The sequence below is a fragment of the Plantibacter sp. Leaf1 genome, assembly GCF_001421315.1.
GTDB lineage: Bacteria > Actinomycetota > Actinomycetes > Actinomycetales > Microbacteriaceae > Plantibacter.
Genome location: NZ_LMJX01000002.1, coordinates 1,143,849 through 1,167,548 on the forward strand (window position 1 = coordinate 1,143,849; position 23,700 = coordinate 1,167,548).

General features: G+C 69.8%; 22 protein-coding genes. 6 read left to right on the forward strand and 16 right to left on the reverse strand.

Going from position 1 to position 23,700, the window contains the following annotated elements; translation table 11 throughout:
* A complete protein-coding gene (locus ASE44_RS07615) occupies nucleotides 1–324 on the reverse strand; it encodes a PTS sugar transporter subunit IIB (protein ID WP_056007929.1) in 324 nt (107 codons plus the stop codon).
* A gap of 188 nt (nucleotides 325–512) precedes the next feature.
* Here ASE44_RS07615 and ASE44_RS07620 point away from each other — a divergent pair, with 188 nt between their 5' ends.
* Nucleotides 513–2,435 carry a PRD domain-containing protein gene (locus tag ASE44_RS07620; RefSeq protein ID WP_327078807.1) on the forward strand — a complete coding sequence of 641 codons (1,923 nt, stop codon included), beginning with the start codon at nucleotides 513–515 and terminating at the stop codon, nucleotides 2,433–2,435.
* 59 nt (nucleotides 2,436–2,494) lie between these two features.
* On the opposite strand, the gene ASE44_RS07625 is transcribed toward ASE44_RS07620, so the two are convergent.
* Complete coding sequence (locus ASE44_RS07625; RefSeq protein WP_056007933.1) at nucleotides 2,495–3,067, reverse strand: helix-turn-helix domain-containing protein; 573 nt, start codon at nucleotides 3,065–3,067, stop codon at nucleotides 2,495–2,497.
* Nucleotides 3,068–3,133: 66 nt separating this feature from the next.
* Here ASE44_RS07625 and ASE44_RS18440 point away from each other — a divergent pair, with 66 nt between their 5' ends.
* Both ASE44_RS18440 and ASE44_RS18445 read left to right on the forward strand, forming a co-directional pair.
* A complete protein-coding gene (locus ASE44_RS18440; protein WP_056780955.1) occupies nucleotides 3,134–3,823 on the forward strand; it encodes an AzlC family ABC transporter permease in 690 nt (229 codons plus the stop codon).
* Entirely contained in the window at nucleotides 3,820–4,143 is a 324-nt protein-coding gene (locus ASE44_RS18445) for an AzlD domain-containing protein (protein WP_056007936.1), read from the forward strand. The genes ASE44_RS18440 and ASE44_RS18445 overlap by 4 nt, the downstream gene beginning before the upstream one ends.
* A 102-nt stretch (nucleotides 4,144–4,245) precedes the next feature.
* Here the strand turns inward: ASE44_RS18445 and ASE44_RS07640 are convergent, their stop codons facing one another.
* Together ASE44_RS07640 and ASE44_RS07645 are read right to left on the reverse strand one after the other, a co-directional pair.
* A complete protein-coding gene (locus tag ASE44_RS07640; protein WP_056007939.1) occupies nucleotides 4,246–5,025 on the reverse strand; it encodes a glucosamine-6-phosphate deaminase in 780 nt (259 codons plus the stop codon).
* The gene (locus ASE44_RS07645; RefSeq protein WP_327078808.1) at nucleotides 5,018–5,923 is read right to left on the reverse strand and encodes an ROK family protein; all 906 of its coding nucleotides are present in this window, start codon (nucleotides 5,921–5,923) and stop codon (nucleotides 5,018–5,020) included. Before ASE44_RS07645 ends, ASE44_RS07640 begins: the two co-directional genes overlap by 8 nt.
* A 260-nt stretch (nucleotides 5,924–6,183) precedes the next feature.
* On the opposite strand from ASE44_RS07645, the gene ASE44_RS07650 reads away from it, so the two are divergent.
* Nucleotides 6,184–6,597 (forward strand): hypothetical protein, encoded by a 414-nt coding sequence (locus ASE44_RS07650; RefSeq protein WP_056778657.1) that lies wholly within the window; start codon nucleotides 6,184–6,186, stop codon nucleotides 6,595–6,597.
* A gap of 56 nt (nucleotides 6,598–6,653) precedes the next feature.
* Here ASE44_RS07650 and ASE44_RS07655 read toward each other — a convergent pair whose 3' ends face one another.
* From ASE44_RS07655 to ASE44_RS07675, 5 genes are all read right to left on the reverse strand, one after another.
* Nucleotides 6,654–9,680 (reverse strand): glycoside hydrolase family 38 C-terminal domain-containing protein, encoded by a 3,027-nt coding sequence (locus tag ASE44_RS07655; protein WP_056778660.1) that lies wholly within the window; start codon nucleotides 9,678–9,680, stop codon nucleotides 6,654–6,656.
* 48 nt (nucleotides 9,681–9,728) lie between these two features.
* On the reverse strand, nucleotides 9,729–10,646 hold the full coding sequence (locus tag ASE44_RS07660; protein WP_082455892.1) for a carbohydrate ABC transporter permease: 918 nt from the start codon (nucleotides 10,644–10,646) through the stop codon (nucleotides 9,729–9,731).
* Nucleotides 10,643–11,596 (reverse strand): carbohydrate ABC transporter permease, encoded by a 954-nt coding sequence (locus ASE44_RS07665; RefSeq protein ID WP_056007952.1) that lies wholly within the window; start codon nucleotides 11,594–11,596, stop codon nucleotides 10,643–10,645. The genes ASE44_RS07660 and ASE44_RS07665 overlap by 4 nt, the downstream gene beginning before the upstream one ends.
* Complete coding sequence (locus ASE44_RS07670; RefSeq protein WP_056778661.1) at nucleotides 11,593–12,930, reverse strand: extracellular solute-binding protein; 1,338 nt, start codon at nucleotides 12,928–12,930, stop codon at nucleotides 11,593–11,595. The genes ASE44_RS07665 and ASE44_RS07670 overlap by 4 nt, the downstream gene beginning before the upstream one ends.
* A gap of 144 nt (nucleotides 12,931–13,074) precedes the next feature.
* Complete coding sequence (locus ASE44_RS07675) at nucleotides 13,075–14,289, reverse strand: NADP-dependent isocitrate dehydrogenase (protein ID WP_056007958.1); 1,215 nt, start codon at nucleotides 14,287–14,289, stop codon at nucleotides 13,075–13,077.
* Nucleotides 14,290–14,575: 286 nt separating this feature from the next.
* On the opposite strand from ASE44_RS07675, the gene ASE44_RS07680 reads away from it, so the two are divergent.
* Complete coding sequence (locus ASE44_RS07680) at nucleotides 14,576–15,028, forward strand: GNAT family N-acetyltransferase (protein WP_056007961.1); 453 nt, start codon at nucleotides 14,576–14,578, stop codon at nucleotides 15,026–15,028.
* Between the two features lie 3 nt (nucleotides 15,029–15,031).
* Complete coding sequence (locus ASE44_RS07685) at nucleotides 15,032–15,352, forward strand: MGMT family protein (RefSeq protein ID WP_056778666.1); 321 nt, start codon at nucleotides 15,032–15,034, stop codon at nucleotides 15,350–15,352.
* Between the two features lie 18 nt (nucleotides 15,353–15,370).
* Here ASE44_RS07685 and ASE44_RS07690 read toward each other — a convergent pair whose 3' ends face one another.
* The 7 genes from ASE44_RS07690 to ddaH form a co-directional block, all read right to left on the reverse strand.
* Complete coding sequence (locus ASE44_RS07690) at nucleotides 15,371–17,146, reverse strand: histidine kinase (RefSeq protein WP_056778669.1); 1,776 nt, start codon at nucleotides 17,144–17,146, stop codon at nucleotides 15,371–15,373.
* The gene (locus ASE44_RS07695; RefSeq protein ID WP_056778673.1) at nucleotides 17,139–17,816 is read right to left on the reverse strand and encodes a response regulator transcription factor; all 678 of its coding nucleotides are present in this window, start codon (nucleotides 17,814–17,816) and stop codon (nucleotides 17,139–17,141) included. Before ASE44_RS07695 ends, ASE44_RS07690 begins: the two co-directional genes overlap by 8 nt.
* A gap of 92 nt (nucleotides 17,817–17,908) precedes the next feature.
* Nucleotides 17,909–19,729 carry an ABC transporter ATP-binding protein gene (locus ASE44_RS07700; protein ID WP_056007973.1) on the reverse strand — a complete coding sequence of 607 codons (1,821 nt, stop codon included), beginning with the start codon at nucleotides 19,727–19,729 and terminating at the stop codon, nucleotides 17,909–17,911.
* The gene (locus ASE44_RS07705) at nucleotides 19,726–21,558 is read right to left on the reverse strand and encodes an ABC transporter ATP-binding protein (protein ID WP_056778674.1); all 1,833 of its coding nucleotides are present in this window, start codon (nucleotides 21,556–21,558) and stop codon (nucleotides 19,726–19,728) included. Before ASE44_RS07705 ends, ASE44_RS07700 begins: the two co-directional genes overlap by 4 nt.
* A gap of 154 nt (nucleotides 21,559–21,712) precedes the next feature.
* Nucleotides 21,713–21,838 (reverse strand): hypothetical protein, encoded by a 126-nt coding sequence (locus tag ASE44_RS19040; protein ID WP_255353620.1) that lies wholly within the window; start codon nucleotides 21,836–21,838, stop codon nucleotides 21,713–21,715.
* 179 nt (nucleotides 21,839–22,017) lie between these two features.
* Nucleotides 22,018–22,332, reverse strand: coding sequence for a hypothetical protein (locus tag ASE44_RS07710; RefSeq protein ID WP_056007979.1), 315 nt, complete (start codon nucleotides 22,330–22,332; stop codon nucleotides 22,018–22,020).
* An 88-nt stretch (nucleotides 22,333–22,420) separates the two neighbouring features.
* Entirely contained in the window at nucleotides 22,421–23,632 is a 1,212-nt protein-coding gene (gene ddaH, locus ASE44_RS07715) for a dimethylargininase (RefSeq protein ID WP_056778677.1), read from the reverse strand.
* Nucleotides 23,633–23,700 lie beyond the last annotated feature (68 nt).

The following is a 23,700-nucleotide window of genomic DNA, read 5'->3' on the forward strand; positions in this document are numbered from 1 at the left end:
TTACCTCCTGGTTGGTGACTGGATCGAGAGGACGAGTTCGAGGGCTCTGGCGCCGCCTTCGACGCCGAAGACGTCGCCGGGGAGGACGGCCACGGCGGTGCCGAGTGGCTCGGCCACGGCGCGGAGCGCGGGCTCATGATCGGCGAGGTGGGCTCCGACGAGCAGGACGTCGACACCGTCGAGGGTGAGCGTGCCGGTGAGCACCTGGGATTCGGCGCCGGCCTCGACCGAGACGTCGAGGGACTGGTCGGCTGCGGCACGTCGGAGGCGTTGCGCCATGAACGTGCTCGACGCACCCGCGCCACAAATCACCAGGATCTTCATCGAACCTTCTCCAGAACCGCCGATTGCCTACCGAACCATCATTCCCTCGGGCGGGTCGCCGCTCCACCAGAAGCTCTTCCGGCGGGGCGGAAAGGTCCTCGAACGCGCGGAAGCGCGTCGGATGATGGTTGACTCGGTGAAGCGGTTCGCCCGGACCGCGCGAGGACCGTCCGCCGGAGAGGGGCATCGTGGCACGCGAGAAACACGACCGCATGCTCGGCTACCTCGCAGGCCGCGACGGCTGGACGACGGCGACCGAGGTCGCCGAGGTCCTCGGTGTCACCCCACGCAGCGTGCGCAGCTACGTGACGGCGGTCAACACCCGCACCGCACCACACGACGTCGTCGAGTCGGGTCCGAACGGCTACCGGCTGAACGCGGACGGGTACGCCGTGTACCGCCGGCGAGCGGCGTCGGCCTTCGAGTCTGAGACGCCTCGGGACCGACTGTACGGTCTCGTCCGCCTCCTCATCAGCGCGCCGACCGGCATCGACGTGCACGAGACGGCGCAGCGCCTGCACGTCAGCGAGTCGACCGTCGAGGGTGATCTCGGCCGCGTCCGCGCCATGTTGGCCGACACCGCACTCACGCTCGACCGGTCGGGGGCGACCGTCACCATGGCGGGCGGCGAGACGGAGCGTCGCCGACTCCTCAGCCGCATGTTCCGCGACGAGACCGACCGGGGCATCGTCGAGCTCGAAGCGCTCCAGCGGGCCTTCGCGCCGAACGAGTTCAGCCCGTTCAAGGGCGAACTCCTCGACGCCTTGACCGCCCGCGGTTACTACGTCAACGAGTACGGGATCGCGAACGTCCTCCTGCACATCGCGATCGCGATCGACCGCGTCACCAAGGACCGCCCGGCGGAGCCGACGGACCACGCGCCACGGACGCCGGAGGTCGAGGCGGTCGCGGAGGACCTGCAGCGGCTGGTCGACGCCCACTTCCACGTCGCCCTCGGGGAAGCCGACCTCGTCTACCTGAGCTACCTGCTGGTCACGCGCGTGGTCACCCCGGGGAGCGGCGCGTCCGCCGAGGTGCTCGTCGACGACTACGTCGACCAGGCCGACCTCGCGGCGGTCCGTCAGGCCGTCGACCGCGCGGGCCGCGAATACCTCGTCGACCTCTCCGACGAGGACTTCATCGTGCGGCTCACCCTGCACGTGCAGAACCTCATCCGCCGGGCGCAGGACCAGTCCTACTCGCGGAACCCGCTCACCCGGTCGATCAAGACCTCGTACCCGATGATCTACGAGCTCGCGGTCTTCATCGCGAGCCAGCTGCAGCGCCACGGCTCCATCGTCATCAACGACGACGAGATCGCGTACATCGCCATGCACGTCGGTGCCCAGCTCGAACAGACGGCTCGCAAGGAGGCCCTGCTCGGCTGCACGATCGTCTCGGCCGGCTACTACGACATGCACGAGGTGCTCCGCCGACGCGTCGAGTCGCAGCTCGGCGACGTCCTCGACGTCCGATCCGTGATCACCCGCACCGACGTCGACTGGTCGGCCATCGACAGCGACCTCGTGCTCACGACCATCGAGCCTCCTACCCCGGCCGACGGCATCGTCGTCGTCCAGCCCTTCCTCACCGCGGCCGACGTGGAGCGCGTCCGCGGCGCGGTCAGCCGGGTGCGCCGCTCCTCCCGTCTCTCGGAGATCAGCGACGAGCTGCTGCAGTACTTCCACCCGGACCTCTTCCTCCGCAACGCGCACGCGGCCGACGAGGAGGCGATGATCCGGCTGCTCGGCGAACGCATGATCGATCGCGGGATCATCGACGAGAGCTACCTCACGGCGGCGATCGAGCGGGAGCGCATGTCGTCGACCGCGTTCACCGACACCCTGGCGGTGCCGCACGCGATGACGATGACGGCCCACTCGACGGCCATCGCGATCGCCGTGAACGAGACACCGATGGAGTGGGGTGGAGCGCGCGTGAGCGTCGTCGCGCTCGTCGCGTTCAGCGAATCGGGTCGCGCCGCCTTCCAGACCGTCTTCGACCAGTTCGTCGAGGTGTTCTCGGAGCGGTCGAGCGTCGCCCGCATCATCCGGCGCTCCGACGACTTCGCGGGCTTCATCGACGAGCTCGTACACGTCATCGACGCCTGAGCGCCCACCGAGCCGTCCCGCCCACCGAACCGCCGCGGTCGCCGAGCCTGTCGAGGTGCTCAGACGTGTTCGGTCACCACGACGGCCGTCGTACCCGGCTCGAGTGCTTCGAAACGGTGCGGCACGTCGCCGGCGTGGGAGAGGTAGTCCCCTGGCCCGAGTTCGACCTCCTCGCCGACGGGGCCGATCGACGCCCGGCCGGTGCTGATCACCCAGTGCTCGATGACCCCGGGCGAGTGCGGTTCGGACAGCCGCGGCGCCCCCGGCTCGACGACGATGCGGTAGATGTCCCGCCGGGCGTTCGGCGGGCAGGCCGACAGCACCGTCGCGACGTAGTTCGCTCCGGACGCGGCGAGCGTCGGCCCCTCCCCCGCCCGGATCACCTGGACGGGCCGTCGCACCGGCTCGACGAGGCGAGCGAACGGGACGTCGAGGGTGACGCTCAGCGACCAGAGGGTCTCGAGGCTGGGATTGCCGAGTCCCGCCTCCAGCTGGGACAGGGTCGACTTCGCGATCCCCGCGCGACGGGCGACCTCGGCGAGGGAGAGTCCGGCTCGCTGCCGCTCGCGGGTCAGTGCCGCTGCGACCGCGGCGTGCGGCGCTCCGTCGTCCGGTTGCTCCACCTGGGACATGCGTTCACTCCAATGGGCCGTGCGTTCGATTTGACGAACGATGGGCGGTCGTTCAATATAGTGTACGTGCGTTCGATATGGATCCTGCTCGGTCGGAGGACCACCCGCGCCATCGTGCTCGTGTGCGTCGCCGACGGACTCGTCGGCATCTCCTACGGCGCGGTCGCCGTCCACTCCGGCCTGCAGCCCTGGGTGGTGTTGGTACTCGCCCTGCTCGTGCTCGCCGGCGCCTCGGAGATCCTGTTCGTCGGCATCGTCGCGGCCGGAGGCAGTCCGCTGACGGCCGCACTGGCCGGCCTGCTCGTCAACGCGCGACACCTCCCCTTCGGCCTCGCGATCCACGAGGTCGTCGGCACGGGCTGGCGCCGGATCCTCGGGACGCACCTGCTCAACGACGAGTCCGTCGTCTTCGCCCTCGACCAGGACACGCTCGACCGCAAGCGCGCCGCCTTCTGGGCGTGCGGGCTCGGCATCCTGCTCTGCTGGCCCGCCGGGGCGGCGCTCGGGGCGTTCGCCGGTTCGGTCGTCGAGGATACGGACGCGTTCGGGCTCGACGCGATGTTCCCGGCGGTCCTCCTGGCGCTCATCTTCCCCGCACTCCGCGAGCGCCGCACGAGGCGAGCCGCACTCGTCGGAGCCGTCGTCGCCGTCGCTGCGACCCCGTTCCTGCCGGCGGGCGTGCCCGTGCTCCTGTCCCTCGTCGGCTTGCTTCTCGGGTTCGGCCGCCGACGGCCGACGAAGCAGGTCGCCTCGTGAACCAGTCCCTCATCGTCCTGGCCGGGATCGTCATCCTCGCGGCGGGGACCTACGCGTTCCGTCTGGCCGGACCACTCCTCCGCACCCGCGCCGAGGTCTCGGAACGCGTCGAGACCCTCCTCGCCGATGCCGCGATCGTCCTCCTCGCCGCCGTACTGGCGACCACCGCACTCACGCAGGACCAGCAGTTCGCCGGTGTCGCGAGGCTCTCGGGCGTGCTCGTCGCCGGCGTCCTCGCGTGGCGGGAGGCGCCGTTCGTCGTGATCGTGCTGGCCGCGGCCGTGAGCACCGCGCTCCTGCGCCTGGCCGGCGTCGCCTGATCCGTCCCTGACCCACCGACCGGTCCCCGACCCACCGACCGGTCCCCGACCCACCGACCGGTCCCTGAGCCTCTCGTAGGGCGACCGCCTCGGGTATCGCGGTCAGATCCCCTGCCAGGCCGGCTTGTTCGCGTAGGCGTAGCGGTAGTAGTCCGCGTGCTGGAGCTCGGACGCCGCCGCCTCGTCGATGACGACGGTGGCGCGCGGGTGCAACTGCACGGCGGAACCGGGCAGGCTCGCCGACAGCGGCCCCTCGAGTGCGGCGGCGATGGCCGCCGCCTTCCCGGCGCCGAACGCCAGGAGCACGAGATGCCGCGCCCGCAGGATGGTGCCGAGCCCCTGGGTGATGCAGTGCATCGGGACGTCGTCGATCGAGTCGAAGAACCGCGCGTTGTCGCGACGGGTCTGCTCGGTGAGCGTCTTCACCCGGGTCAGGGAGGCGAACGACGAGCCGGGCTCGTTGAACCCGATGTGGCCGTCGGTGCCGATGCCGAGGATCTGCAGGTCGACGCCACCGGCGGCTTCGAGCGCCGCCTCGTAGTCCGCACCCGCATGCTGGATGGTCTCCGTCGCGCCGTTCGGCACGTGGATGCGCTCCGGCACGAGTCCGAGCGGTTCGACGACCTCGCGGGTGATGACGGACCGGTACGACTCGGGGTGTCCGGCCGGCAAGCCGACGTACTCGTCGAGGGCGAACCCGCGCACCTGCGACAGGTCGAGTCCGCGCGCCCGCTCGGCGAGCGCCGCGTAGACGGGTACCGGCGTGGATCCCGTCGCCAGCCCGAGGACGGCGTCGGGCCGCCCCGAGATCAGCGCGACGACCGCCTCGGCGACGAGCTCGCCTGCGGCAGCTGCATCCTTCACGATCACGACTTCAGCCATGTGATGACGCTCCTCTTCCCACGAGTGCCGCGCCGACCGCCGCGACGGGTGACCCCGTCGGCACGAAGCGCACCCGCTGTTCCAGGTGGAGTGATTCGACGAACCGGGACCCGGCGGCGGATTCGGCCAGGGCCTCTCGGATGACGGCGAGCAGGCGCCCGCCGAGAGCGGTGAGTCCCCCACCGAGGACGATGTCGTCGGCGTCGACGGTGAGGGTCAGGATGCGGACGGCCGCCGCGGCGCCGTGGCCGAGACGCGCTCGGAGGGCGATGGCGCGCGGGTCTCCGGCGTCGGCGCGGTCGAACATCTCGAGCACGGGGAACGCTGCGCTCCCACCCCAGGCGGTGGCGACGGCGCCGCCGGCGGCCATCGTCTCGATGCAGCCGCGCTGGCCGCATCCGCAGCGATCGCCGAGGGGGTCGACCGACAGATGCCCCACTTCGCCGGCGACGCCACTCGACCCCTGCCACAGGCGACCGTCGGTGATGATCCCGGCGGCGACGCCCGTGCCGAGGTTCAGGTAGGCCATGGTGCCCGAGCCGTCGAGCAGCTGCCAGGCTCCGAGCGCGGCCGCCTTGACGTCGTTCTCCACCGCGACCGGCACGGCGAGGTGCCGGTGGAGGATCGCGCCGAGCTCGAGCTCCTCGACGTCGAGGTTGACGGCATGGGCGACGACACCGGTGCCCGGCACCACCAGGCCGGGGATGCCGACACCGATCGAGGTGAAGCTGTCGATCGGACGGTCGACCGCGAGGGCGAGTGCATGGACGGCCTCGAGCGCCGTCTCCACCACGGCCTGAGCGCCCCGCCCGGTCGGGCGTCGGAGACGGTGCAGCAGGGCTCCGTCGTCGGTGACGACGACGGCGTCGGTCTTCGTGCCGCCAATGTCGAGTCCCACCCTCACGCGGGTCGTCCGCGGAGATCGTCGTGGCTCGTGTGCATGGCGTGATTCCTTCAGTCCCGGGTGCGAGCTGCCCCCACCGGTTTGTTTGCCAAGCTTACAAATATTCGTGGCGCAAGTCCATGCCGCAGCCCGCCGTCCGACGCGATGACGCCCGATCCCCGCCAGGTGTCGGCCTCCAGCGGTACCCTGGAGACCGGCCCGCAGCGCGCGGGCGGCCCGGTGACGGGCACCGAACACGGGGGACCCACACCACCATGAAGAAGAACGCAGCAGCATTCCTCGGCGCGATCGCCGTCGCGGGCCTGCTCCTCACCGGCTGTGCCGGTGGCGCCCAGAGCAAGGCCGACGCCTGCAAGGTGATCGAATCCGAGGTGACCGACTCCGCAGCCAAGCTCCAGTCCGGCCTCAGCTCGCTCTCCTCCGACCCCGAGGGCGCCGTGACGCAGCTCGACGACTTCGCGGACACCTTCGAAGCGGCCGCCGGCAAGGTCACGAACAAGGAGGTCAAGGACTCGGCCGACGCCTCCGTCGACGCCCTCCAGGCCTTCATCGAACAGGCGAGGACCGCCGTCAGCGACCCGGCGACCGCGGACCAGGCCGCCCTGACCGACTCCCTCTCGAAGCTCCAGTCCGAGTTCACGGACCTCGGTACGACCTGCAGCCTCTGAGTCCTCACCGTCACGGAACGGGCCCCGGATCACCTGATCCGGGGCCCGTTCCTGGTTCACTGCATCCGGGCCGCCCGCAGCGTGAGGATCTCGAACGGGCGCAGGCGCAGCTCCACGGACCCGTCGGGGGCAAGTCGAGGCTGTTCGCCGTGCTCACGCTCGAGGAGGTCCGTCCGTCGGACCGACCGGACCGGGAACCCGAAGGACACCCGACCGGCCGACCGGCCGCCGGTGGCCTCGTAGAGTCGGACGACCAGATCGCCTGAGCGGTCCTCCGCGAGCTTGACGGCCTCGACGACGATGCCGGGGCGGTCGACGACGACGATCGGGTCCACCGCCGCACCCTGGACCGGCCGAAGCGGCAGGTTGATCCGATACCCCTCCGCCGCGGCGTCGAGGATCCTGGCGCCGACCGTGAGGGTCGACCGGAGGACGTGCTCCCCCTGGTCCGCCGTCGGGTCCGGGAACCGGGGCGCCCGCAGCAGCGACTGCCGGACGAGCGTCGTCGTGCCCCCATCCTCCCGCGTGGTGCGGGTGACGTCGTGTCCGTAGGTGGAGTCGTTGGCCACCGCCAGGCCGTACCCGGGCTCCCCGACGTGCACCCACCGGTGCGCCGCCGTCTCGAAGCGGGCGGCATCCCAGGAGGTGTTCACGGCCGTCGGACGGTCGACGTGGCCGAACTGGATCTCGGAGCTCGCGACGTCGGCCCGGACATCCACTGGGAAGGCGAGTTTCAGCAGCTTCTGGCGCTCGTGCCAGTCGACGGCCGTCAGGATGTCGACGGTCGGACGCCCTGCGTCGAGCGCGATCGTCTGGGTGACCGAGGAGGACCCGAAGCTCCGACGGACGAGGACCGCGACGCGCCCAGGCGTCTCGAGCGCGACCTCGACGACGTCGGCCCGGTCCAGCACGGTCCAGTGCGTCCGATCAGCCAGGTCCACGTCCCAGGCGTCCCACTGATTCGGGGTGTCGCGGAAGACCTGCAGCTCCGCAGCAGCGGCACCGGGCGCGACGACCTCCCGGTCCGCCGCGAGGTCGAGGACGGAGGTGACGCGCCCGTCCGGGTCGACCGTGACGCGGACGAGGCCGTTGTCGAGGACGAAGCCACCGTCGGCCCGCCCGGACAGGACGGCTCGGCCGGCCGTGGTCGTGGCCGCGACACCGAGGGCCGGTACGCCGTCGACGACGAACGGTGACGCGTTCGCGAACCGGGCCGGTCCGCCGCCTCCCGGCGCGGTGAGCGCACGGAGTGACTCGTCGACGAGCGCGGTCAGACGTTCGGCCACAGCTTGGTAGTTCGCCTCCGCGACCTGGTGGACCCAGGCGATCGACGAACCCGGCAGGATGTCGTGGAACTGCTGGAGGAGGACGGTGTGCCACGCCTCGTCGAGGGCGTCGTAGGGGTACTCGGCACCGGTCCTGATCGCCGCCGTCGCCGCCCAGAGCTCCGCCTCGCGGAGCAGATGCTCGCTCCGGCGGTTGCCACGTTTCGTTCTGGCCTGCGAGGTGTAGGTCCCCCGGTGGAACTCCAGGTAGAGCTCCCCCGACCACACCGGCGGCGAGGGATAGTCGGCCCGGGCTGCTGCGAAGAACGCACTCGGCGTGCCGATCTCGACCGTGGGCGAGCCCTCGAGCGACCTCGTCCTGACGGCGGCAGCGAGCATCTCGCGCGTCGGTCCGCCCCCACCGTCGCCGTGACCGAACGGGAGCAGCGAGACGTTCGACTCACCCTTCTCCTGGAACTGCCGCTGCGCACGGTGGAGGTCGGTCGCCGCGAGCGCCGAGTTGTAGGTGTCCGCCGGCGGGAAGTGGGTGAAGACCCGGGTGCCGTCGATCCCCTCCCACAGGAAGGTGTGATGCGGGAAGCGGTTCGTCTCGTTCCAGGAGACCTTCTGCGTGAGGAAGTCCGTGGCGCCGGCTGCGGCGACGATCTGCGGCATCGCCGCGGAGTACCCGAAGGAGTCCGGCAGCCACACCTCCGTCAGGTCCAGCCCGAACTCCTCCAGGAAGAACCGTTTCCCGGCGACGAACTGGCGGGCCATGGCCTCCCCTCCCGGGAGGTTGGTGTCCGACTCCACCCACATGCCGCCCACGGGCACGAAGCGTCCCTCCGCGACCCGCGACCGGATGCGCTCGAAGAGCTCCGGGTAGTGGTCGCGCATCCAGGCGAACTGCTGGGCGGAGGAGCAGGCGAACACGAAGTCGGGGTCGTGGTCCATGAGGTCCAGGACGTTCGAGAAGGTGCGCGCACACTTGCGGATGGTCTCCCGCACGGGCCACAACCAGGCCGAGTCGATGTGGGCGTGACCGACGGCGACGATGCGGTGCGCGCTCGCGGAGGCGGGAGCGGCGAGCAGCGGCGCGAGCACGTCGCGGCCGAGCTGCGCGGTCCCGGCGACGTCGTCGGGATCGACCTCCTGCACGGCCCTGCCGAGACCACGCAGGAGCTCGGCCCGCCGAGGCTGCTCCGGCCCGAGTTCACGTCGGAGGCCGTCGAGCGTCCAGCAGTCCTGCAGCAGCTCCCAGACCGTGACGTCGAGCTGGACGACGTCGACGCGATTGAGGCGGTAGATCGGATTCGTGCCGGCGGTCGCGGGATCGCCGAGCGGGGTGGGCGCGAAGTCCCACACTCCGGCGACGTCCGGGTTCGAGGCCGCCTCCACCCAGACGTCGACGACGCCGCCCGCGCCGACCTGCACCGGGACGTGCATGTTCAGAGGTTCGAGCGCCTTCACGATCCGGCCGCTCGGGTCGTACACGAGACCCTCCGCCTGGAATCCGGGTTGAGCGATGGAGAACCCGAGGTCGATCAGGAGCTCGATGCGCGTCCCCGGCTTGTCCCACCCGGCGGGCACGGTCCCCGTGACGTGGAACCAGGTGGTCCCCCACGGTCTCCCCCAGGCGTCGCCGACGGCGAACGGCCGGTGATCCGCGGCGACGGCGGTCTCGAACGGCACGGGCTCACCCGGGACCTCCCACGCCGTCACGTCGAGTGGCGCCGACCTCCGGAGGAGCGCCGGGGTGAGCCGCTCCCGCATGAAGCGGACGATCCGGGCTTCGGTGAGCGCGTCGTCATGGTGCATGGTGGAGCCCTTCGTTCGAGACGGTGGTACCGGGTCGGACGCGGCCGACTACTTCACGGAGCCCTCCGTGAGCCCGCCCCGCCAGAACCGCTGGAGCACGATCATCGCGATCGCGAGCGGGATGATCGACAGCAGTGCACCTCCGGTGGTGAGCTCGTAGAACTCCGGGAGGCGGTCGACCTGGCTCCGCCAGTTGTTGAGTCCCAGCGTGATCGGATACAGGGAGCTGTCCGACAGCATGACGAGCGGCAGGAAGTAGTTGTTCCAGATGCCGACCAGTTGGAACAGGAAGACGGTCACGAGCGCCGGCGTCAGGATCGTCAAGCCGACCGTGTGGAAGATGCGCAACTCGCTCGCGCCGTCGATCCGGGCCGCCTCGATGAGCGAGTCGTCGATCGTCGCGTCGGCGTAGATCCGACAGAGGAACAGGCCGAACGGCGAGACGAGCGACGGGAGCAGCACCGCCCAGTACGTGTTCGCGAGCCCCAGCTGGCTGAAGAGCAGGAAGAGCGGCAGCGCCGTCGCGGTACCGGGGACGAGCACCCCGCCGAGGATGGTGCCGAACACGAGGTTCCGACCCCGGAACCGGTACTTCGCGAGGGCATAGCCACCGGCTGCTGCGAGGTAGGTCGCGACGAGCGCGCCGACACCCGCGTAGAGCACCGAGTTGCCGAACCACCGGACGAAGATACCGCCGTCGTAGGTGAGCACCTCGTGCAGGTTCGACCAGAGGGAGAACTCCGAACCGAGGAGGAACCCGTTGCTCCCGAAGAGGTCCTCGGTGCTCTTCGTGGCCGCGACGACGACCCAGTACACCGGCACGAGGAAGTACACGGCGACCACGACGAGGACGCCCGTCACGATGACGCGCGAGGCCCGGGAGCCGCCTGGGCGTCCGTGCCGGTCCGTCAGCCGCTGCGACCGCTTCGACGCGGTCGCGGTCGTGATGCTCCTGGTCGTGCTCATGACGCCCTCCTCGAGGTCAGTCGGAGGAAGGCGAACGAGAGCGCGAACGCGACCACGGCGATCAGCACGGCCTGCGCGGCCGCCACGTTGTAGTCGTTGTAGGCGAAGGCGGTCGTGTATGCGCTGAGGTTCGGCGTGTACTCGTTGTCGATCGCCGGGGAGACGGTCTGCAACACCTGCGGCTCGGCGAAGAGCTGCAGTGTCCCGATGATCGAGAACACCGTCGTGAGGATGAGCGCCGGTCGGATGAGCGGCAGCTGGATGCTCATCGCGACCCGGAACGGTCCGGCGCCGTCGACCTTCGCCGCTTCGTACACCTCACCGGGGATGGCCTTTAACTGGGCGACGATGATCATCATGTTGTAGCCGGTGTAGGTCCACGTCACGATGTTGGCGATGGACCAGAGCACGGTGCCTGCGCCGAGGAAGTCGAGTTCGATCCCCATCGCACCGGCGATGTCGATGATCGGGCTGAGCCCTGGGACGTAGAGGAACGACCACAGGATCGTCGCGATCACGCCGGGGATGCCGTAGGGCAGGAAGTACACGGCCCGGAAGAACCCGGGCCACTTCGCGGAGGCGGACTCGAGCAGGAGCGCCAGCAGGGTGCACAGGGCGATCATGACCGTGACCTGCACCACGCCGAAGAGGAGCATCCGGCCGATCGAGGCGATGAAGTTGCCGTTCTCCAGGGCTTGGACGTAGTTGGAGAACCAGGCGAACTCGGTGGTGACCCCCTCCTCACCGAAGACGCCCTTCCGCGAGACGCGAAGGAAGCTGCTGCCGATCGCGACGATGATCGGCAGGATGAAGGTGAGGATGAAGAGCGCCAGGAACGGTCCGAGGAGGACCCACGGGGCCGCGACCGAGGTCCGGCGTCGGCGCTGCGCTCCCGGGCGCGACGGGTCGCCAGACGCACCACGGTCAGGGCGTTCCGTGACGGCGGTCACGACGCCGCCTCGATCCGAAGCCCCTTGTTGCGGAACGCCGTGATGACGTCGCGCTGCCCCTGGACCACCGCGTCCACGAGGGTGCCGCCCGAGGTCTTGGCCCGGAACCCGTCGGCGAGGATGTTGAAGGTCTGCTGCGTCAGCGGCCACCACTGCCATTCGTCGTTCTGTTCCGTGGCCGCCGGCACGAAGACCTCCTCGTTGTAGTTCTGGCCGCCGAAGAACTCGCTCGGCTGCTGTCGGCCGGCACCGATGTAGGCGTCGTTCGGTGACCAGCCGATGCCGGAGTGCTCGATCATGGCGTCGATACCGGCTTCGCTCGTCGTCATCCACACGGCGAACTCGAGCGCCTCCCGCGGGTGGGCGCTGTTCGCCAGGACGGCGGCCGTGGACCCACCCTGGAAGGTCGAACCGTACCCACCGCTCGCCCACCGTGGCAACGGCGCGACCCGCCACTTGCCCTCGGCCCCGGAGACACCCTGCAGGAGGGCGTCTCCCCAGCTGGCGCCGGCGACCGATGCGATCGAGTCCTTCGCCGCAGCGGCGAACCAGGCCGGTGAGAACTGGCTGTAGGAGGTGGTCATGACGCCCTCGTCGATGGCCCGGTCGAAGAATCGCGCCGTCTCCAGGGTCGCGTCGTCCGTCATGTCGACGATCCATCGGTCGCCGTCGACGCGGAACCAGGACGCGCCGGCCTGGGTCGCCATGGCCGCGAACCACGACGCGTCGTCGAGGGCGAAGCAGTCCAGGTACATGCCTGCCTCGCGCACCGCCCCCGCCACCTCGAACCAGTCGTCCCAGGTGGTCGGCGGCTTCGCGCCCACCCGGTCGAGCAGATCCGGCCGGTAGTACAGCGCCATGGGACCGGAGTCCTGTGGGATCCCGTACACCCCGTCGACGTAGGAGACCTGGTTCCAGAGGGTCTCGTTGTACCGCGACGCGACCTCGTCGGCGCCGTAGCGCCGGAGGTCGATCAGCCCGTTCACGAGCAGGAACTCGGGGAGGGTCCGCATCTCGACCTGTGCGAGATCCGGGCCACCGCCCGCTGCGAGCGCCGAGTAGAGCTTCTGATACCCGCCGTCGTTGCCGCCGGGGATCCACACGGCCTCGACCTGGACGTTCGGGTGGTCGGCGTTCCAGACGTCCGCGACCTTCTGGAGGTCCTTCAACCAGGCCCAGTACGTGAGGGTGATCCGTTCGCCCGAGCCGATCGGGGCGATCGTCCGACCCGTGTTCGGCGACACCGTGCCCGGAGTGGAACAGCCCGCCAGGAGCGCCGTCGCCCCACCCGCCGCAGCCCAGGCGAGCAGCTGTCTTCTCGTCATCGGTGACATCGATGGTCCTCACTTCGTCGTCGAGGTGGTCCATCGACGCTAACACGACCGTCCGGAACCGCGTCGAGACCCGAACGGCGGACGGGGCCCGGGAGCGTGTGCTCCCGGACCCCGTCCGTGTCCTGCTGTGCCGTGTTCCGGCGATCAGGCCAGGCGCGCCTTCAGGTTCGCCGAGATCGTCTCGAGGAACTCCTCGGTCGTCTGGTAGGCCTGCTCGGGCCCGACGAGGAGCGCGAGGTCCTTCGTCATGGCGCCGGACTCGACCGTCTTGATGACGACGTCCTCGAGGGTCGCTGCGAACTCGATGAGCTCCTGGTTGTCGTCCAGCACGCCGCGGTGCTGCAGGCCACGGGTCCACGCGAAGATCGACGCGATCGGGTTCGTGGACGTGGGCTTGCCCTGCTGGTGCTGACGGTAGTGACGCGTGACGGTGCCGTGCGCCGCCTCAGCCTCGACGATCTTGCCGTCCGGGGTGGCGAGCACGCTCGTCATGAGGCCGAGCGAACCGAAGCCCTGGGCGACGGTGTCGGACTGGACGTCGCCGTCGTAGTTCTTGCACGCCCAGACGTAGCCGCCCTCCCACTTCATGGCCGAAGCGACCATGTCGTCGATGAGGCGGTGCTCGTAGGTGATGCCCGCGGCCTCGAACTGCTCCTTGAACTCGGCGTCGAAGATCTCCTGGAAGATGTCCTTGAAGCGGCCGTCGTAGGCCTTCAGGATCGTGTTCTTCGTGGAGAGGTACACCGGGTAGTTGCGGTTGAGGCCGTAGTTGAGGCTCGCCCGTGCGAAGTCGCGGATGGAAGCGTCGAGGTTGTACTGCACCTGGGCGATGCCGTCGCCCGGCGACTGGAAGACCTCGAACTTCTGCGGCTCCGAGCCGTCGTCGGGCGTGAACTCGACCGTGAGCTTGCCCTCGCCCTTGAAGAGGAAGTCGGTCGCGCGGTACTGGTCGCCGAACGCGTGACGGCCGATGATGATCGGCTTGTTCCAGCCCGGGACGAGCCGCGGGATGTTCGAGATGATGATCGGCTCGCGGAAGATGACGCCGCCGAGGATGTTGCGGATGGTCCCGTTCGGGCTCCGCCACATCTTCTTCAGGCCGAACTCCTCGACCCGCGCCTCGTCGGGGGTGATCGTGGCGCACTTGACGCCGACGCCGTGCTTCTGGATGGCGTGCGCGGCGTCGATCGTGATCTGGTCGTCCGTCTCGTCACGCTTCTCGATGCCGAGGTCGTAGTACTCGAGGTTCACATCGAGGTAGGGGTGGATGAGCGAGTCCTTGATGAACTGCCAGATGATGCGAGTCATCTCATCGCCGTCGAGTTCGACGACGGTGCCTTCGACCTTGATCTTCGACACTGGTTGTCCTTTCTGATGCCGCCCTGAGCCGAGCGGCCTACGGAGGTGCGCACGCGGTGGAGTGCTCCGCATGGCATGGAGGAGACCGCATCCGAAAGGTGGGACGGCACGGCCAGCACCTAGCTTACAAGACGCGCCAGGTCTCTTGACATCGAGACAGTTCCGGATCGCCGACCGGCGGAGCCCTCGCCGTCGACTGGGGATCCGCCGTGGGTGTGCGCGCCCGGGGGCGTGTCGGCACCCGGGCGGACTATCCGCGGTGGGCCGGACAGGTTAGCCTGAAGGCATGGCTGAGCTGCGTCTGGAAGAACTGTCCGCATCGACGATCGTGGCGGTCAACGCGCTCACCATGAAACCCGGGCAGGAGCAGTTCGTCGCTCCCGTGTCCTACGCGGTCGCGGCCGCCGTCGTGAACCCCGCGACCTCGTGGCAGCGCGTCATCCTCGACGGCGACGAGGTCGTCGGCTTCATCTCCGCGAACTTCGACCACGAGTCAATGCAGGAGGAGTTCCGCTCCGCCCTCTGGCGCATCAACGTCGACGCCGACGACCAGGGACGCGGCGTCGGCCGGTTCGCGGTCGCCTCGCTCATCGAGGAGGCCAAGAAGCGCGACTTCGACCACGTGAACGTCATCTACGAGCCCGGCGACCTCGGCCCTGAGGCGTTCTTCCTCCGGGTGGGCTTCTCCCCCGTCGGTGAGACACAGTACGGCGAGACCATCGGCAGCATCAGCCTCTGACCCGTGGGCGGGCAGCCGGCGATCAACACCGCTGAGGCCTTCGCCGAGGCCGTGTTGGCTGTGGTCGCCGACATCCCGGAGGGCTGTGCCCTCAGCTACGGGCAGGTCGCCGCGATCATCGGATCGAGGTCGGCTCGCGGGGTCGGGCGGGTGATGGCCCAGTACGGGCACGCCGTGCCCTGGTGGCGCGTCGTCCGCTCCGGAGGCCTGCCGCCGACCGGCCACGAGGAACGCGCGCTCGAGCACTACGAGGCCGAAGGCACACCGATCGTCCGGATGAGCGGCGGGCGGTACCGGCTCGGCCGGGAGGCCCTCCTCCACTGACGCGCCTGCGGCTCGGGTTCAGACGGGCAGCTCGATCGTGACGGCCGTCCCGCCGCCGCGAGGGCTCTCGATCCGCATGGCCCCGCCGACGGCGTCGACCCGGTCCGCGAGGCCGCGCAGTCCGCTCCCGCTCGCCGGGTCCGCGCCGCCCACCCCGTCGTCCGCCACGACCACCCGCAGGCGGCCGTTCGAGTAGCCGACGGTCACCTCGCAGCCCGTGGCCTCCGAGTACTTCGTGACGTTGGCCAGACACTCCGAGACGACGTAGTACACGGTGGACTCGATGAGCTGCGTCGGGCGCTCGCGGAGCTCGACGTTCACACGGGTGACGACCGTGCAACGCCGACCGAGTTCGGCGATCGCCGGCCCGAGACCACCATCGGCGAGGAGCGCCGGATGGAGCCCGCGCGCGAGCTCGCGGAGCTCCTTGATCGCGCTCGCGAGCTGCTCGATGGTCGTCTCGAGTCCTTCGGCGAGCGCGAGCTGCCCGTCGGCTCGCGCCGCATCGCTCGCCATCCGGAGCCGCAGGGCGACCGAGAAGAGCTGCTGCTGCGAACCGTCGTGCAGGTCGCGCTCGGCACGACGGCGCGCTTCGTCCGCCGCCTGGACGATGCGCAGCCGCGAACGGTTCACCTCGCGCAGGGAGTGCCGGAGTTCTCCGGTGAGCCGCTCGTTGTCGATCATGATGCGCAACGACGCCGACACCGAGCGCAGCAGTTGCGGGTTGTCGAGGAGCGCGGCGTCGTGCTCGATGTACACGAGCGGGGCGTCCGCGTCGCCGACGCTCGACATCGCCCGTCCCCGAGCGTCGCGACCCGTCGTCCGCTGCGACCCCGGCCACACGAGACGGGCCGAGCGGTCGCCGAGGACGGTCTTCACGGAGCTGTCCCAGCGGTCGTGGCCGGTCTCGCTCAGCCCGCCGGTCTGCACGAGGTCGACGGCCCTGGCGCGGATCGCCCGCATCCGGACGAGCCCCGTCGCATAGGCCGCCGGCACGAGCACCACCGAGAAGGCGTTGAGGTCCTCGACGGCGAGTCTGAGGTCCTGCGGCCAACCGCCCAGGCGCGCGAGGGACCATCCGACGCCGATGACGAGCCACAGGACGAAGGCCACCGGCATGATGAACGCCACCTGCCGGGCCGCGCCGCTGCTGCGCGCCCACCGCAGGAGCACCACGCCGGCGACGACCACGGCGAAGAGCCCCATGACGGCGGCATGCACCTGGCCGAGCACGGCGGCGAGCCCGCCGTTCGCCAGCACCGCGTAGGAACTGGGCTCGTGCTGCGCGTCGAGCGGGTATCGACGGGTCAGCACGAGGGTCGCGATCGCGTACGTGACGAGGTACACCGACGCCGTGATGACGAGCCGGCGGTCGAAGCCACGCCGCAGGCGGCCGGCGGGGAACGCCAGCGCCAGCCAGACCAGGGCGACCCCGGGGAGGACGGAGATCGACATGAGGAGCGGCCAGAGCCAGCCCGCCTCGACGCCGTACGCCCACATGTAGGCCGTCTCGGCAACGGTGTACCCGACGATCACCCACCCGGGGACCGAGGTCGGAGCCAGCCACCAGATGAGGCCGGCAGCGGTCAGCGCGGCGAGGTGACCGACGAGCCAGGGCAACCCGTTGCTGTCCGCGATGCCCGGCTGGCCCGCACCGAACACCACCGAGCAGACGCAGAGGAGCGCCGCCGCGACCAGGATGACGAGGCGGAGCGGCCACGGCAGTCGGCCACGACCGACGGGTGCCGGGATCGGCAGCGAGGTCGCCCGTCCGCGTGGGCGACCGTCAGCCATCCGTGTGTTCCAGCCAACGCACGACCGCGAGCACGCGGCGGTGGTCCGCCGGCGAGTCCTCGAGTCCGAGCTTGGCCAGAATGCGGCTGATGTGCGCCTCGACGGTTTTCAGGCTGACGACGAGCGCCTTCGCGATACCGGAGTTCGACCGCCCCTCGGCCATGAGGGTGAGGACCTCCCGCTCACGCTCGGTGAGGTGGTCGAGCCCGTCGGAACGGGTGCGTTCGGCGACGAGGAGGGAGACGACCTCTGGATCGACGACGGACTCACCGGCCGCGACCCGTTCGACCGCGTCGACGAGCGTCCCCGAGTCGGCGACGCGGTCCTTGAGGAGGTAGCCGGTGCCGCCGCCCGAGCCGAGCGCCCGGACCGCGTAGGCGGGCACGGCGTAGGTGCTGAGGAGGAGGACCCCGGCACGGAACCCCGTGGCCCGGAGCTGCTCGAGGGCCACGATGCCCTCGTCGGTGTGGGTGGGCGGCATGCGGATGTCGAGGACGACGGCGTCCAGCTGCAGTCCGTCGTCGATGCGCTCGACCAGCTCGACCGCGGAACCGAAGGACCCCACGACGTCGTGGCCGCCGGCCCGGAGGATCTGGACGACGCCCTCGCGGAGCAGCACGGCGTCGTCGGCGACGGCGACGCGCAGCGAACGCGGTTCATCACTGGTCATCCGCTCATTGTGGCAGGTCGGGCGGTCGAGGTGTAGTGCCCGGCGTCCGTCCGTCACCGGAGGACACCGGGCACCACACCCCAGCGCACCCGTCAGCCGAGGGAGGAGCGCCAGGCGGCGTGCATCGCGGCGAAGCGGCCGGTCCCGCCGATGAGGTCGGCCGGCGCACCGTCCTCGACGATCCGCCCGTACTCCATCACGAGCACCCGGTCGGCGATCGCGACGGTCGAGAGGCGGTGCGCGATGATGATCGCCGTCCGGTCGGCGAGCAGCGTCTGCAGCGCCTCCTGCACGAGTCGCTCGCTCGGGATGTCGAGCGACGCCGTCGCCTCGTCGAGGATGAGCACGGCCGGATCCGCGAGGAACGCCCGCGCGAAGGACAACAACTGCCGCTGCCCGGCCGACACGCGTCCGCCACGCTTGTTCACGTCGGTGTCGTAACCGTCCGGCAGGGCCTCGATGAAGGTGTCCGCGCCGACGGCCCTGGCCGCTGCCCGGATCTCCTCGAAGCTCGCGTCGGGCTTGCCGAGGGCGATGTTCTCCGCCACGGAGCCGGAGAACAGGTACGCCTCCTGCGTGACCATGACGATGGCACGGCGGAGGTCCTTCGGGTGCAGCTCGCGCAGGTCCACGCCGTCGAGGCGGACGGCACCCTCGGACGGGTCGTAGAACCGGCTCACGAGTTTCGCGAGCGTCGACTTGCCGGCACCCGTGGTCCCGACGAGGGCGATGGTCTGCCCTGCGGGGATCTCGAGGTCGAAGCTCGGCAGGATGACGCGGTCCGCCGCGTATGCGAACGTCACGTCGTCGAAGGTGATCCGGCCCTTCGAGGCCCAGAGGTCGACGGGCGCCACGGGGTCGGGCACGCTCGGACGTTCCTCGAGGACGCCGGAGATCTTCTCGAGCGCCGCCGCGGCCGACTGGTAGGAGTTGTAGAACATCGCCATCTCCTCCATCGGGTCGAAGAACCGACGGGTGTACAGCAGCGCCGCGAGCAAGGCACCGATCGCCAACTGGCCGTCAGCGACACGGAACCCGCCCACGAGCAGGACGACCGCGACGGAGAGGTTGCCGATGAACACCAGTCCGGGGTCGAACACCCCGAACAGCTGGATGACCCGGGCGTTGACCGTGCGGTAGTGCTCCACGGTCGCGCCGAAGGTCTGCTCGTTGCGCCGCTCCTTGCGGAACGCCTTCACCGCACGGATGCCCGTCATCGCCTCCACGAAGAAGACGATGAGCTTGGCGGACGCCACCCGCGACTCACGGAACAGCTTCTGCGATCGGATCTGGAACCAGCGGGTGAGCACGGTCAACGGGATGAGCGCGCCGAGGAGCACCAATCCGCTGACCCAGTCGACGAGGACGAGCGCCACGGCCGTGAAGCCCATGTAGAGCACGCCGGACACCAGCTGGTTGATGCCCGAGTCGAGGAGCTCACGGATGGAGTCGAGGTCGCTCGTCTGCCGCGAGATGATCCGCCCGGAGGTGTAGTTCTCGTGGAAGTCGAGGCTCAACCGCTGCGTCTGCAGGAACACCCGCTTGCGGAGGTCGATGAGGATCGCCTGGCTGATCCGCGCCGCCAGCACGGTGTACCAGGAGATGAGCGTCGCCCCGACGGCCCCCGTCAGCAGGTACGCCCCGACGACGAGGAACGCCGGCATCCAGTCGGCGCGCTCGAGGATCGCGGGCAGCGCCCGGTCGATGCCGAGCGCGATCAACGCGGGGCCGGCCACCTGCGCGGCCGTCGAGACGATGACGATCGTCATGGCCGCGACCACGCGCCAGCGCAGCGGCGCCATGAGGGAACCGAGCAGTCGCAGCGAACGTCGTCTGATCTGTGCGGACTCGGCACGGGTCAGGTCGTCGCGCTCCTCGCCCCGAACCCCGTGGACCGTCTGTTCCTGGCTCACAGGTTCACCTCCTGTCGGATCGTCTCGCGTTCGTCTGCTTCGAGACTCGAGATCACATAGCGGTAATGGTCGTTCTCCCGGAGGAGGTCGCTGTGGCGGCCCACGGCGGTGATGCGTCCGTCCTGGAGGAGCGCGACGCGGTCGGCGAGCATGACGGTGCTCGGGCGATGGGCGACGATGAGCGCCGTCGTCGACGCGAGGACCCGTCGCAGGGCCGCCTCCACGAGCGCCTCCGTGTCGACGTCGAGCGCCGACAGCGGGTCGTCGAGGACGAGGACAGCCGGGCGGGCGGCGACCGCGCGCGCCAGCGCCAGCCGCTGTCGCTGGCCACCGGAGAGGCTGAGCCCCTCCTCCCCCACGGTCGTCTCGACGCCGTCCGGCAGTTCGTCCACGAACCCCGCCTGCGCGATGTCGAGTGCCTCGCGGAGGACCCGCTCGGCTTCGGGCGAGTCGAGGTCCAGGTCGTCACGTCCGAGCAGCACGTTCTCCTTGACGCTCGCCGAGAAGAGCGTCGCGTCCTCGAACGCCATCGCGATGTGGCGACGCAGTTCCTCACGGGTGAGCGCTCGGACGTCGATGCCGTCGAGCAGGATGCGCCCTCCGGTCACGTCGTACAGCCGCGTGGTCAGGGCGGTGATGGTCGACTTGCCGGAGCCGGTCAACCCGACGAGGGCCATGGTCTCTCCCGGTTCCAGGCGCAACTGCACGCCGTCGACGACGTCACGCTCACGCGCTGGTGCGTCCTCGTACCGGAAGTGCACGTCCTCGAACACAAGCTCGCCCACGGGGTCGGCGAGGTGCTCGGGATGTTCAGGGTCGGTGATCGTGTTGACCGAGTCCAGCACGTCGAAGTACCGGTCCGTCGCCGATCGCGTGTCGAAGGTCATGGCCAGCAGGAAGCCGACCGACTCGATCGGGAACCGCAGGATCGTCGCCGTCGCGAAGAAGGCGAACAGCTGACCGACGGTGAGTTCGCCGATGGACGCCAGCCAGACCCCCGCCAACAGGCAGAGCGCGAACGCGATGTCCGGCAGCAGTACGAGCCAGAACCAGATGCCGGCGATCGCCTTCGCCTTCTCGATCTCCGTCCCACGCAGGTCCTCCGCACGGGAGGTGAAGCGCTGCAGCGCGTGCTTGCCGCGCCCGAAGGCCTTCAGCACGCGGATGCCGTGCACGGACTCCTCGACCGCGGTCGCGAGGTCGCCCGCCTGGTCCTGGCTGCGCCTCGCGATCACCGAGTAGCGCCCCTCGAAGGTGAATCCGAAGATCCACACGGGGATCGCGAGAGCGATGAAGATGAGGCCGAGGAGCCAGTTCCACGTGAACAGGATGACGGCGCCGACGATGATGGTCACGCCGTTCACGATGAGCAGGACGAAGCCGAAGGAGATCCACCGGCGGATGAGACCGAGGTCGCTGACCGCACGCGAGAGCAACTGCCCGCTCTGCCAACGGTCGTGGAAGGTCACCGGCAGGTCCTGCAGCTTCGCGAAGAGCGCGTTCCGCATGCGGGCCTCGACGTGCGTGCCGGGGGTCAGGACGAACCAGCGGCGCAGGGCGATCATGACCGCTTCGAGGACACCGAGCGCGAGCACCACGATGACCGCCGGCCAGATCTGCGAGGAGTCACCACTCGAGAGCGGACCGTCGACGAGCGCCTGCAGCACGAGCGGGATGGCGAGCGCGACGAGGCCGGCCACGAGCGCGGCGACCATGCCGAGCACGATCCGCGGCATGGCCGTCTTCGCGTAGGGGTAGATCCGCATGAGGGCACGGAAGGTGCTCTGACGCGGTTGGACAGGACGGCGGTCGTCGCCGAGCGGAGTCATTGCGGGGAATCCTTGCGAGAGAGTCGGCGACGTCGAACGCCGACGGAACAATGGTCGTGGAACAGCCGGACGGCGAGGTCGCTCTGCGGGATCGCAGCATCCGGTGACGGGTCCGGACGGTGCCGGACGGCATGGTGTGGCGGACTGCCGGGTACTAGTGCGGTGCGACGGCGTCCGTCACGGCTGGCCCGGAGGCTGCTCTGGCGGCGGCTCGGCGGCTCGAGGCGGAACGGGCACGGTCGACCGTCAGCGCTGGAGCGTCCTGGTTCGAGAGCGTCATGGCATCCTCCTCATCCTGTGGGGCGAGAGCCGCGGGCCGGGTGCACAGGTCGCACTCGAACGCGGGCGGCGCCAATCACGAGGAACGAGGGTCGGCGCAGCAGACCAGACTATGGGAGGACGACGCCCGACTGCAAGGGATCCATGCGCTTGCACGCATGGGGTCGGTCGGTCCCGTCGTCAGGACGCCGGCTCGTCGACGATGCCGACGAAGGCCCCGATGCCGTCGATCTCGCGCCGACGCGATCCCTCGGGGACCGGCGGCAACTCGTCAGCCCCGTGCCAGGAACAGCTCACCATCGAGAACTCCGGCCACCACTTCTTCGGACGGAGCGTCTCGCTGGTGCCGCAGATCGTGCACCGCAGTTCGACCCAGACCGGCCGCTTGCCCGTCCGGTTGGCACGGGACTGCACGTACCATGCGGGAGGATCGGCTTCGAACGCGGCGAGCTGCTCCGCAGACCAGAACGGCGGGATCCCATGGTGCCTGGCCATCTCCAGAGGGATGTCCAGACGCTGCGCGACGGCCCTCCGGTTCAGATCCCGTCCACCCCGCGCTCCAGCCTGCTGTTCCACGATCGGCTCAGCTGACCCGCACGGACAGGCAGGTGACGCAACCCTCGAGCTTCTCGAACTCGCTGATGTCGACCTGCACCACGGTGTAGCCGCGGTCCTCGAGCAACGCGGCCGTCTTCGGCGCGGCTGCCGAGATCAGCACCGTGTCGTCGGCGAGCTCGACGACCGCGACGCCCTCGCGCTCGGGGACGACCAGGTGTCGGCCGAAGAAGGACGGGTCGTCGACGAGGTCGGGGTGGACGAGGACGGTGCCGTCGGGCAGCGCGGTGACCGTCGACTTCAGGTGCAGTGCCTTCGTGACGGGGACGGCGACGACGTCGAAGCCGCTCGGAGCGAGGATGTTCCGAAGCTGGCGCACACCCTCGGCGTTCGTGCGGCCGCTGCGTCCGACGTACACGGTGGTCCCCACCTGCAGGACGTCGCCGCCCTCCAGGGTGCCGTCACCCTCGATGCGGTGGATGCGGAGGCCGAGTTCACGCGCGGTGGTCTCGGCGGCGACGATCTCCGGACGACGGCTCTCGGCGCCGGGACGGGTCACGATGGCGAGGTCGCCGACGACGACCACGGTGTCCTCGATGAAGACGGAATCGGCGAGCTGGTCGGCCCAGGACACCTCGGTGGTGTCCCAACCCGCGGCGTCGAGCGCGGCGACGTAGGCGTCCCACTGCTGGTCGGCGAGCTCGGTGTCGATCGTGGCGCGTTCCTGGTGCGTGACGAGCCCCTCGGCGAGGTTGGAGGCGGGCATGCGGACGAGTGCGATGCGTCGACCTTCGTCGAGCACGGCGTCCTGCGTCCGGATGACCATCCGGTAGACGGGGTATCCGATGAATGCCGCGGACAGGGCGATGACGACGACGAAGACGAGGTTGAGGCTGATCAGCGTGGCGACGATGCTGCCGAGCACGGTGCTGTTGACGGGCTGACCCGTCGTCGCGACCTGCACGATGAGGCCGAGGAGCGCGCCGATGACGGCGAGCGCCGCTCCGCCGAGGAGGGCCAGGAGCCGGAACCGGTACAGGCCGACGACGCCGACGATGAGGAGCAGCACGAAGGTGATGATCGTGCTCTCGAAGAAGTACGGACTCGCCTGGGCGAAGATCGTCCCGGCGAACTGGTAGCCGACGAAGGTGACGAACATGACCCCCAGGAAGCCGACGACGATGGTCGCGACGGCGGCGGCGGCGGATGCGATGAGTTTGCGGCTCCAGGTGGCAGTCATCCGACAACCGTAGCGGAACGACGCAGCGGCGCCGGGCCACGAAGGCCCGACGCCGCTGGGAGATGACC

Bases quoted from the DNA above. Each gene is read 5' to 3' on its own strand.
- ASE44_RS07615 (WP_056007929.1), bottom strand. From the start codon at position 324: ATGAAGATCCTGGTGATTTGTGGCGCGGGTGCGTCGAGCACGTTCATG.
- ASE44_RS07625 (WP_056007933.1), bottom strand. From the start codon at position 3,067: ATGTCCCAGGTGGAGCAACCGGACGACGGAGCGCCGCACGCCGCGGTC.
- ASE44_RS07640 (WP_056007939.1), bottom strand. From the start codon at position 5,025: ATGGCTGAAGTCGTGATCGTGAAGGATGCAGCTGCCGCAGGCGAGCTC.
- ASE44_RS07650 (WP_056778657.1), top strand. From the start codon at position 6,184: ATGAAGAAGAACGCAGCAGCATTCCTCGGCGCGATCGCCGTCGCGGGC.
- ASE44_RS07655 (WP_056778660.1), bottom strand. From the start codon at position 9,680: ATGCACCATGACGACGCGCTCACCGAAGCCCGGATCGTCCGCTTCATG.
- ASE44_RS07660 (WP_082455892.1), bottom strand. From the start codon at position 10,646: ATGAGCACGACCAGGAGCATCACGACCGCGACCGCGTCGAAGCGGTCG.
- ASE44_RS07670 (WP_056778661.1), bottom strand. From the start codon at position 12,930: ATGTCACCGATGACGAGAAGACAGCTGCTCGCCTGGGCTGCGGCGGGT.
- ASE44_RS07680 (WP_056007961.1), top strand. From the start codon at position 14,576: ATGGCTGAGCTGCGTCTGGAAGAACTGTCCGCATCGACGATCGTGGCG.
- ASE44_RS07690 (WP_056778669.1), bottom strand. From the start codon at position 17,146: ATGGCTGACGGTCGCCCACGCGGACGGGCGACCTCGCTGCCGATCCCG.
- ASE44_RS07695 (WP_056778673.1), bottom strand. From the start codon at position 17,816: ATGACCAGTGATGAACCGCGTTCGCTGCGCGTCGCCGTCGCCGACGAC.
- ASE44_RS07705 (WP_056778674.1), bottom strand. From the start codon at position 21,558: ATGACTCCGCTCGGCGACGACCGCCGTCCTGTCCAACCGCGTCAGAGC.
- ASE44_RS19040 (WP_255353620.1), bottom strand. From the start codon at position 21,838: ATGACGCTCTCGAACCAGGACGCTCCAGCGCTGACGGTCGACCGTGCC.
- ASE44_RS07710 (WP_056007979.1), bottom strand. From the start codon at position 22,332: ATGGCCAGGCACCATGGGATCCCGCCGTTCTGGTCTGCGGAGCAGCTC.
- ddaH (WP_056778677.1), bottom strand. From the start codon at position 23,632: ATGACTGCCACCTGGAGCCGCAAACTCATCGCATCCGCCGCCGCCGCC.